11 protein-coding genes and 1 tRNA gene are annotated in these 9,885 nt (G+C 67.1%); 5 read left to right on the forward strand and 7 right to left on the reverse strand.

The features are described from left to right. Positions 1–28: 28 nt before the first annotated feature. From ASF54_RS11205 to msrA, 4 genes are all read right to left on the reverse strand, one after another. Positions 29–544, reverse strand: a complete 516-nt coding sequence (locus tag ASF54_RS11205) for a DUF6993 domain-containing protein (protein ID WP_055962824.1) — start codon at positions 542–544, stop codon at positions 29–31. Positions 545–566: 22 nt separating this feature from the next. Beyond that, a complete protein-coding gene (locus ASF54_RS11210; RefSeq protein WP_055962827.1) occupies positions 567–1,205 on the reverse strand; it encodes a single-stranded DNA-binding protein in 639 nt (212 codons plus the stop codon). 110 nt (positions 1,206–1,315) lie between these two features. Next, positions 1,316–1,540: a hypothetical protein gene (locus tag ASF54_RS11215; RefSeq protein WP_055962829.1), complete on the reverse strand. Its 225-nt coding sequence runs from the start codon at positions 1,538–1,540 to the stop codon at positions 1,316–1,318. Between the two features lie 42 nt (positions 1,541–1,582). After that, positions 1,583–2,110, reverse strand: coding sequence for a peptide-methionine (S)-S-oxide reductase MsrA (msrA, locus tag ASF54_RS11220; RefSeq protein ID WP_055962831.1), 528 nt, complete (start codon positions 2,108–2,110; stop codon positions 1,583–1,585). 48 nt (positions 2,111–2,158) lie between these two features. On the opposite strand from msrA, the gene ASF54_RS11225 reads away from it, so the two are divergent. From ASF54_RS11225 to ASF54_RS11240, 4 genes are all read left to right on the forward strand, one after another. Beyond that, positions 2,159–3,184: an aldo/keto reductase gene (locus tag ASF54_RS11225; RefSeq protein ID WP_055962833.1), complete on the forward strand. Its 1,026-nt coding sequence runs from the start codon at positions 2,159–2,161 to the stop codon at positions 3,182–3,184. A 176-nt stretch (positions 3,185–3,360) separates the two neighbouring features. Continuing rightward, the gene (locus ASF54_RS11230) at positions 3,361–3,642 is read left to right on the forward strand and encodes a hypothetical protein (protein ID WP_084816210.1); all 282 of its coding nucleotides are present in this window, start codon (positions 3,361–3,363) and stop codon (positions 3,640–3,642) included. A gap of 105 nt (positions 3,643–3,747) precedes the next feature. After that, complete coding sequence (locus tag ASF54_RS11235) at positions 3,748–4,869, forward strand: hypothetical protein (RefSeq protein ID WP_055962836.1); 1,122 nt, start codon at positions 3,748–3,750, stop codon at positions 4,867–4,869. Positions 4,870–4,919: 50 nt separating this feature from the next. Then, a tRNA-Arg gene (locus tag ASF54_RS11240) sits at positions 4,920–4,991 on the forward strand. A 189-nt stretch (positions 4,992–5,180) separates the two neighbouring features. On the opposite strand, the gene ASF54_RS11245 is transcribed toward ASF54_RS11240, so the two are convergent. The 3 genes from ASF54_RS11245 to ASF54_RS11255 all read right to left on the reverse strand — a co-directional run bounded on the left by ASF54_RS11245 (position 5,181) and on the right by ASF54_RS11255 (position 9,131). Continuing rightward, positions 5,181–7,433 (reverse strand): glycosyltransferase family 39 protein, encoded by a 2,253-nt coding sequence (locus ASF54_RS11245; RefSeq protein ID WP_055962839.1) that lies wholly within the window; start codon positions 7,431–7,433, stop codon positions 5,181–5,183. After that, entirely contained in the window at positions 7,430–8,716 is a 1,287-nt protein-coding gene (locus ASF54_RS11250; RefSeq protein ID WP_055962842.1) for a bifunctional glycosyltransferase family 2/GtrA family protein, read from the reverse strand. The genes ASF54_RS11245 and ASF54_RS11250 overlap by 4 nt, the downstream gene beginning before the upstream one ends. A 133-nt stretch (positions 8,717–8,849) precedes the next feature. After that, a complete protein-coding gene (locus ASF54_RS11255; protein ID WP_055962843.1) occupies positions 8,850–9,131 on the reverse strand; it encodes a hypothetical protein in 282 nt (93 codons plus the stop codon). 74 nt (positions 9,132–9,205) lie between these two features. Here ASF54_RS11255 and orn point away from each other — a divergent pair, with 74 nt between their 5' ends. Next, on the forward strand, positions 9,206–9,826 hold the full coding sequence (gene orn, locus ASF54_RS11260; protein WP_055962846.1) for an oligoribonuclease: 621 nt from the start codon (positions 9,206–9,208) through the stop codon (positions 9,824–9,826). The last annotated feature ends 59 nt before the right edge of the window (positions 9,827–9,885 follow it).

Raw genomic sequence — 9,885 nt, forward strand, 5'->3', positions numbered from 1 at the left:
TCGCGGGCGGCGACTCTGAGACGAGGTCTCACCAGTCGATGGCGCGGGTCGTTCCGATCAGGCATTTGCCGGTCTTCAAGACCGGAGAGGAAGTGCTGGCGAACCCGTTCTGACCGATCTGCCCGACAAGACAGTCGTCGCCCCGCCAGCGCACCGAGACCTCGATCGAGTCGACCTGACGGCCGATCGAGGTGGAGTCGGCGGTGACCTCCATGTTCTTCTTGGAGAAGCCGGCCGAGCTCAGGGCGTCGACGATGTCTCGACCCTGCGCGCCCGAATCGGCGTCGAGTTTCTTCTTCACCACGGAGTCGAAGAAGCGGAGCGCCTCGGCGGTCGAGGCGGTCTTCGAGAAGCTGGGCGCCGGCTTGGGCGTGGCAGTCGACTGAGCGGTGGAGGTGGCCGTCGCCGATTCCTGCGACGCCGACGGACTCGTCGTCGGCTCAGGCGCCTGGGTGGTGCACGCTGTCGTCACGAGGAGGACGAGCAGAGTGAGCCCGGCGACCGCCCCGCCCGCGCCTCGGGATCGCTGGATTCGAAAGACCACGGCCTGAGTCTATTCGACCCGATCAGAACGGGGCCTCTTCGCCGACGACGTGCCACCCGGGCTGCTGGTCGACCGGGGAGGGCGGCGCGGAGGCCGCCGGGACGAGGACTGCTGCGGCGGCGGGCACTGCGACGTTGGTCTGCTGAGGCGGCGCGCTCGGCACGCCCAGTTCGGAGCCGGAACCGGGTGCCGCGGTCGTGACGGGCGTCTCGAGGTGGCCCGAGGGATCCTGCGGGGGTGCCTGCTGCGGATCGGTCGCGTTCTCGTCGTGCTCGTCTGCCGCGCCGGGGGCCGGTGCCGCGCGACCTGCGGCCTTCGTGAACGTGGTCGTGCCGAACAGCAGATCGGGCCCGAGCGATTCGGCATCGATCTCGACGGAGGTGCCGGAGCGGTCGTCTTTCTGCCAGTTGCGAATTCGCAGACGGCCGGAGACGAAGACGCGGTCGCCCTTGTCGAGCGAGGCGTCGGCGTGGTCGGCCAGCTGGCGATACACGCTCACCGAGTACCAGTTGGTATCGGAGTCGACCCAGACGGCGCGCGAGCGATCGTAACGACGCTGAGACGACGCGAGGCGGAAGGTGACGAGCGAGATGCCCGAGGTGGTGCTCACCCGCTTGAGCGGGGTCGCGATTGTGCCGGTGAGGGAGATGGTGTCTGTCATGACCGAAAGTCTCGCGACGACGACAACGGCCCGAGACCGTCTCTCCCTCGTCTGGGGAGAAGGAGGCCGTCGGGCCGGTTGTGGAGACCAGGGCGCTCCCGGTCTTTCGCTCAGTGCTCGGTGAACTCCGGGCGATCCGCGCCGGGACCGAGCGCCGCGTGCATGGCGCGTTTCGCGACGTCGAGCGTCGGGTAGGCGCCGTGATAGTCGGCCTCGCGACCGACTCGAATGGCGAAACCGTCGCCGGTGCGGTGGATCGATCCCACGGCTCCGGCGGGGCCACTGGCCACCCAGGTGCTTTGCGTGGTGGTGGCGGTGGCGGTGTCGTTGCTCATCGTTGAGCTCCTTTCGATGTGGCCGAGGCGCGGTGCCGCGACCTATGACGCCAAGACGTACTTGCCGTACGACTTGCGGATCTTGTTGACCTTGGGCAGCGCGACCGCGAGGCAGTAGCCCTGACCGGGATTCTTGGCGAAGAAGTCTTGGTGATACTCCTCCGCGTCGTAATAGACGCCGAGCGGCTCCAGGGTGGTCACGATTCCGCCCTCCCAGTACTCCCCAGCACGGTCGAGGGCCGCTTCGAACTGCGCCTTCTGCGCGTCGTCTGTGTAGAACATCGCCGAACGGTACTGAGTGCCGACATCGGCACCCTGGCGATTGAGCTGTCGCGGATCGTGAAGGGTGAAGAAGACGTCGAGGATGACCTCGGCCGGGATGACCTCCTCGTCGAAGGTGACCTGAACGGCCTCGGCGTGCCCCGTCGCGCCGGTGCAGACGGCCTCGTAGCTGGGATTCGACATCGAGCCTCCCGTATAACCGGAGACGACGTCGGTCACACCCTGCAGGGTGCGGTAGACCGCGTCGAGACACCAGAAACAGCCGCCGGCAAGCGTGAAAGTCGTCATAAACTCACGGTACTCCCCGGCCCTGCAGGCGTCAGTAGGCTCAGCCCTATGACCTCACCTTTCACGCCCTACGTCGCCGACGCCGAACGGTACGAAAAGCTCCCCTACGACCGGATCGGCCGGAGCGGACTGCGACTCCCCCGCATCTCGCTCGGATTCTGGAACAACTTCGGCACCGACCGCTCCCTCGAGACGCAGCGTGACATCGTGCTCCGCGCCTTCGATCGCGGCGTGACCCACTTCGATCTGGCAAACAACTACGGCCCCCCGTACGGCTCGGCCGAGGAGCAGTTCGGCCGGATCCTGAGTGCAAATCTCGCGCCCTACCGCGACGAGATCCTCATCTCGTCGAAGGCCGGCTACGACATGTGGCCCGGGCCGTACGGCGACGGCGGCTCGCGCAAATACCTGCTCTCGTCGCTCGACCAGAGCCTCACGCGCATGGGCCTCGACTACGTCGACATCTTCTACTCGCACCGCCCCGACCCCGAGACGCCCATCGAAGAGACGATGGGCGCGCTGGCCACGGCCGTCCGCCAGGGCAAGGCCCTCTACGTCGGCATCTCGAACTACGATCCCGCCCAGACCGAGGCGGCGATCAGCGCCCTCGCCGCCGAGGGCGTGCCGCTGCTGATCCACCAGCCGCGGTACAACATGTTCGACCGCCGACCCGAGCAGGGCCTGTTCGACACCCTCACCGCCAACGGCGTGGGCTCGATCGTCTTCTCGCCGCTCGCGGGCGGGCTGCTGACCGGTCGATACCTGAACGGAAAAGCACCCTCAGGATCCAGGGCTGCCGAGGGTCGCTGGTTCACCGAAGACGTGCTCGATGAGACCTACCTCTCTCGGGTCGGCGCCCTCAACGACATCGCGTCGGCACGCGGGCAGTCGCTCGCGCAGCTCGCGCTGCTGTGGGTGCTCCGACAGGAGGCCGTGACGTCGGCCCTCATCGGCGCCTCGAGCGTCGCACAGCTCGACGACAGCCTCGACGCGCTGCACGGCGCGGATCTGAGCGACGCGGAGCTCGCGGCGATCGAGCCTCTCGCTGTCGACGGCACGGGGTCGGGTCGGTAGTCGCGCTCAGTATCGCCGGACGGTGAGACCTCAGAATCGCCCGCTTTTCTCCACGAAAAGCGGGCGATTTTGAGGTTTCGCACCGGATGTCTGGTCGCGGGAGCTCGAATGTCGGTGGTCGTACGTATGTTCGATTTGCACCCAGAGTCCAGCCGACCACAGCGAGGAGCACCACGATGACCACCCTGACCTTCACCCCCGATTCCATTCCCGGCGCCCTCGCGACGGCGCCTTCCGTGCGCGAGCAGCGGGGCGGGCTCACTCTCGTCCAGCTTCACGACGGCCTCATTCGCGTCACTCGCCCGTCGGGTGAAGTGCTCGGGTACGTCGAGAGCTATCAGCACGCCGAGGGCGAGCGATTCCGCGCCAAGCGTTTCCTCCCGCGGCAGCGTCGGTTCATAGAGATCGGCGAGTTCTGGAGCCGAAACGACGCCACCGACTGCTTCCGGTTCGCCTGAGTTCGCTGTCGCCTTGCCTGAGCGGGGTGGCGCATTGCGGGCCGATTACGCCCCGATGCCTGTCGCAGCCCGGCCCGGGGCCCTGGAGCAGTTAGTGTGCGCGGCATGACCTGGTGGAACGCGCTGACCGACTGGCTGACTTCAACCGAAGGGCAACGCATCATCACGAACGTCGTTCTGCCCTTCGTAGCGATCATCGTGGCGGGTGTCTTGGCTGCGCTCATCGCTCGCAGCATGGGCAAGCGGCTACTCGAGGCGCGTGACCGCGAAGTAAAGGCGAACACGGTCACGGCCCTAATTGCATCGGCCCGTCGTTCGATCGAGTGGAGCGCGCTTGGCACCGACGAACGAGCGCACACGGCGCACCTCTCCGACGAGGCGTCCATCAGGCTCCGCCTGCTTCCCGTCGCGGGCGCCGACCTCGCCGCCGTCTGGTCAGAGCACGAGATCGCGTCGATTCGCAGCAACTCGGCCACCTTCCGATTCCAGGCCGAGCAGACCTTTGCCGACCTGCGCGACCGCCTTGTGCAGTGGCAGACCAAGCCGACTCGGGCGAAGAAGCTGTTCCGCGACGAGGTCGAGCGTTGGAACGCCGAAAAGGCCGAAGACAAGGCGTCCCAACCCGAGTCGGCAACGACGCAGTCGTTCGTTCCGGTCGACGGCGAGTCCAGTCCGGTGCAGGCGCCCACAGCGTTCGCACCCGCACCCGTCGTTCCGGCTACGCCCCCGGCCGCGGCCACCCAAGACGCCGCCATCGCCGCGATGGAGCAAACGCCTGCCGAACCCCAGGTGGCAGCTGCGGTCCCCTCCGCGACCGCCACCGACGAGGCGTCGCCGGTCGAGACCGCCCCTCGCGAGGCATCCCCGAGCGAGGAGGGGCGCGTCGAAGCGGCCGACGCCGAGGCGGGGCGGACGAATGACGCTCACGTGCAGGGCGGGGCTGAGGTGAGCGGCGTGGGGGCGGATCCTTCGGTTTCTGGCGGCGCTCCTGCTCGCGCCTCGACCGGCATGGTGACGACGCCCGTGGTCAACGCGCCCGCCCCGGTCAGTGCAGAGTCGGCAGATGCAGAGTCAGCGGATGCAGAGTCAGCGAATACGGAGCGGGGCCTTGAGCCGGCTGACAGCGAGTCTCGCGATGACGAGTCGGGGGACGATCGCGAGCCGGCGTTCAGCGCTCCGGTCAGCGCGCATCAGGTTCGTCGCCGCACGACACCCGACGAAAGCTGAGCGAACGGGCGGCGCGTAGTACCGTAGTCATCGATTGCGGTCGGTCGTCTCCCCCCGTAGCTCAGTGGAAGAGCACGTGGTTTCTACCCACATGGCCGGGGGTTCGAATCCCTCCGGGGGGACTCCTTCATCTCTATGTACGACAGATCTAGTCGCGATTCGAGGGTTTAGTCGCGGTAAATCGCGACTAGACCTGCGAAATGCGACTAGACGCAGTGTCGTCAGTGACTCGGCAAGTGTCGCTAACCGAATCACGCACCGCGCACCGAAAAAACGGTAAGCGGTGCGTGATTCAGTTCGCGAAGGTCGGGCTACTGGGTCAGCGAACCCGTCAGGTCGTAGACGGTCACGCCGCCGACGGTCTGCGAGGCGAAGTTCGCCTTGACCCAGGCCGCGATCTTCGACGAGGCGTTGCTTCCGCCATTCGACGTGCCGACCGAGCTGCCCACGAAGTAGTGGATCTTGCCCGCTGCGACGTAGGCCTTGAACTCGGCCAGGGTCGGCGACGGATCGCTTCCGTTGAAGCCGCCGACGGGCATGACAGACTTGAGAGTCGCGAGCTGATAGCTGGCCGCCGTGTCGGAGCCGATCGCCGCAGCAACCCAGGTGTACTGGTCGGCATCGGTGAGCAACAGCTTCTTGAGGGCCGACGAGACCGTGGTCGAGCCTCCGAAGATGCCGCCCATGCCACCGCCGCCCCGAGCCATGCCGCCCACGCCACCGGTCGGCGCCGTGCGAGTACCAGTGCCAGCGCCCGTGCCAGTTCCAGTGCCAGCCCCGCCGGGCGTACCACCAAAGCCACCGGGCGGCGTGCCCATTCCGGTGCCCGCTCCGGTGCCTGCTCCGGTCCCGGTCCCGCCCTGCGTGCCGCGAGCGCCACCGCCCGCACCGGGCGCGCCACCGCCGCCGCCGAAGCCACCGCGAGCGGAAGCCACCGCAGGCCCGGCCGACGGGATCGACCCGGTGTGGGCGGTCGAGGCCGTCTCGATCGAGTAGGCGAGAGGCCCGAGCAGACCGCCGACCAGCATGAGCGACACGGTCGCCGCAGCCAGCCCGCGAGCGCGCCCGGCCGAGCGCCCCATAGCGCCAGCAGCACCGGCAGCGACGCCACCTGCACCACCGACAGCACCCTCAGCAGCGCCCGCAGCACCACGCCCGACACCAGCACCACGAGGCACCAGCACGAGCACCGCAGCGGCCACGCACGCAACGACGACCACGAACTTCAGCCACGGCAGCCAGTCGGTGGCCCGGGCGAGCAGCGCGTACGACCAGGCCGCCGTCACGAGCATGGTGACTGCCAGGACGATCCTCGGCCACCAGCGCGTGCGGGCGGCGTTCCAGACGAGGGAGCCGCCGATGGCGACGGTCCCGGCGAGCGGGGCGGCCAGTGCCACCGTGTAGTACGGGTGGAAGATGCCGCCGGCGAAGCTGAAGACGAGTCCGGTGACGACCAGCCAGGTCGAGAAGAGCAGCAGGGTGGCGCGGCGCACGTCGATCCGGTGGCGCCGACCCAGCACGACGAATGCGGCCACCATCACGATCAGGGCGGCGGGCAGCAGCCAGGTGATCTGGCCGCCGATCTCAGAGCCGAACAGGCGGGTGATGCCGGTCGAACCCCAGGATCCGGCTCCCGCCGCCCTTGTTCCACCCGTCACCGAGCCCGTCTCGTTGCCCGTCAACCGGCCGAATCCGTTGTAGCCGAACGTCAGCTCGAGGAACGAGTTGTTCTGCGACCCGCCGATGTACGGACGCATCGAGGCGGGAACGAGCGAGACGATCGAGACCCACCAGCCGGCTCCGACGATCACGCCGCCGAAGGCTCCGAGCAGGTGCAGCAGTCGCGTCTTCCAGCGGAGGGGCGCGCAGAGGAAATACACGGCCGCGAGCTCGGGCAGGATCACGAACGCCTGCAGTTGCTTGGTGAGGAACCCGAATCCGACGACCACTCCCGCCCAGACGACCCATCGGATCCTGCCCGATTCGATGCCGCGCAGCGTCAGGTAGACGGCCAGCGTCATCAGCAGCAGGAGCATCGCGTCGGGGTTGTTGAACCGGAACATCATCACGGCGACGGGAGTCAGCATGAGGGTGCCGCCGGCGATCAGAGCGGTCGCCGCCGAGAAGTGCCGTCGCACGATCACATAGACCAGGAAGACCGTGGCCACGCCCATGAGCGCCTCGGGCAGCAGGATGCTCCACGACGAGAGGCCGAACAGGCGCACCGACAGCTCCATGATCCAGAGCGACGCGGGCGGTTTGTCGACCGTGATCGAGTTGGCGGCGTCGGAGGATCCGAAGAAGAACGCCTCCCAGTTCGATGCCCCGGCCTGGACGGCCGCCGAATAGAACGAGTTCGCGTAGCCCGAGATCGAGAGATTGGTGATGTACAGCACCGCCGAGGCGATTATGAGCCCCCAGAGCGACGGTCGCTCCCAGCGCGGCGAAGTCGCCGGGCCGAGAGCCAGCCAGCGCCCGGCCCGTCGGAGCCGAGACGGCGGCGATGCGGCAGCGGACGAAGGATCCGACGTGGCCGACGCGGGCGGAAGAGAAACGGTGGTCATGACTGGCTCGCCTTCGTCAGGGTCTCGGCGGTGCGGGGGTGAGCGTGCGCGCTCGGCTGGTCTCTTACCTCGAACGCTCGTCGCGGCTCGAGCGTCGGAGCGGGTTTCGCCTCGCGGCGAAAGACCCAGACGCGGAGCAGCACGAACCGGACGACCGTGGCGACGAGGTTGGCGGCCGTGAGGACGACGAGTTCGACGTGGGCTCCGGCTTCGGGCGACACCCGATGCAGGCCGACGAGCGAGCCGGAGGTGATGACCCAGGCGATCCCGAACACGATGAGGCCCTGGGCCTGATGCTTGACCTGGCCGCTCCCCCGCACCCCGAAGGTGAATCGTCGGTTGGCGGCGGTGTTGCCGATGGTCGTGATCAGCAGCGCGAGGAAGTTGGCCAGCTGGGCGGGCACGAACTGCTGAAAGAGCAGGTAGATGACGGCGTAGGCGGCTGTCGAGAGCACGCCGACGAGACCGAAGCGGATCACCTGCCCGAAGAACGACGGCGCCGGTTGGGCGTAGGGGTGACGGCCGATCTGGTCGTAGATGGCGCCCACCGGAATGCGGCCCCGGGCGATCCCCGTAGCGACGCGGACCATTCCTCGGAGATCGGCGGAGGCGGTCGCTACGATGTCAACGGACGACTGCGGGTCGTCGACCCAGTCGACCGGCACCTCGTGGATGCGGAGGCCCGACCGTTCGGCGAGGATCAGCAGCTCGGTGTCGAAGAACCAGCCCGTGTCTTCGACGAGGGGCAGCAGGTGAGCCGCCACGTCGCTTCGGATGGCCTTGAAACCGCACTGCGCATCGCTGAACGACACGCCCATGGTCCGGCGCAGCAGCAGGTTGTAGGTGCGTGAGATGAAGTCGCGCTTGCCTGCCCGAGTGATGCGCGAGGAGGGATCGAGGCGCGTGCCGATCGCCAGGTCGGAGTGCCCGGAGAGGAGGGGCGCGACGAGCGGCTTGAGCGCCGACAGGTCGGTCGACAGGTCTTCGTCGACGTACACGAGCACGCTCGCCGTCGACTCCGACCACACCTTCTTGAGGGCGCGACCCCGGCCCTTCTGAGCGAGGTGGACGGCGATCACGCCGTCGAGTTCGTCCGCCAGCGTGTCGGCCAGCGCTGGCGTGGTGTCGGTCGACGCGTTGTCGGCGATCGTGATCCGCCACGTTTCCGTCAGGGAGCGCGAGAGGTACGCGTGCAGAGCGGTGATGCTGGCTACGAGGGTCGCCTGCTCGTTGTACACGGGCACGACGATGTCGAGGTCGAGAGTCTTCGTGATTTCGGGCATGGATCGAGAATGCGATCCGTCTCAATGAGGGCGACTGATGCACCCGATGAGATCCCTATGAAAACGGGCGGAGAGCAAAAAACGCAGGATCCGAGGAGGCGCTCCTCGGATCCTGCGTTCTGGCTCTGTGTTTTTAGTTGGTGCTCTCGCGGCGGTCTTCGGGGTCGACCACCGGGTCGCTGTCTTTGGCGTCGAGGGCGTAGTGGACCTGGAGCTGCTCGCCCACCAGGTGTGCCTTCGTCGCCGTGTAGACGAAACCGGTCTCGGTTCCGTCGATGAGCACGTAATCGGTGATCTCGTCGTCGTAGGAGCCGTTCGTCGACACGCGCTTGTCGGTGCGGCCATCGCTCGGCCCGCCCTCGAAGAACACGACGTATTCGGAGCCTTCTTCGACCTGGAGCTTTTCGTCTGTCATGGGAACTGTCTACCAGGCGGGGCCCCCGGAATGTTCAGCGTCGACCCCCGCGAGCCCCTCGCTAGACTCGCGACATGCCTACAAGCGACAGACTCGTGTGGATCGACTGCGAAATGACCGGGCTCGACCTCGGCGTCGACGAATTGGTCGAAGTGGCCGTCGTCGTCACCGACTTCGACCTCACTCCCCTTCACCCCGGGTTCGACATCGTCATCAAGCCCGACCAGGCCGCACTCGACAACATGGGCGAATTCGTCACGAACATGCACACCTCGTCCGGTCTCATCGACGAGATCCCGAACGGCGTGAGCCTCGCCGAAGCCGAATACGAGGTGCTCAACTACATCCTCGAATACGCACCCGACAAGGGCAGCGCCCCGATCGCCGGCAACACCATCGGAACCGACCGCACGTTCCTCGCCAAATACATGCCCCGTGTCGACTCACACCTGCACTACCGCTCCGTCGACGTGTCGTCGATCAAAGAGCTCTTGCGCCGCTGGTTCCCGCGCGTCTACTTCAATGCCCCCGCGAAGAACGGCGGCCACCGCGCCCTCGCCGACATCCTCGAATCGATCCGCGAGCTCGAGTACTACCGACTCGCCGGCTTCACCGCCGAGCCCGGCCCGACCACCGACGACGTGCAATCCATCTCGAAGTCGGTAGTGGACAAATGGGCCCCGCGTTTGGGATAGACTTGTCGGGTTGCTTCGTTCGTCAAGCTCTCGCCAGCTAGGCGGGCGAAGTCGCATGG

The organism is Frondihabitans sp. Leaf304 (genome assembly GCF_001423105.1).
In the GTDB taxonomy this organism is placed as follows: domain Bacteria; phylum Actinomycetota; class Actinomycetes; order Actinomycetales; family Microbacteriaceae; genus Frondihabitans.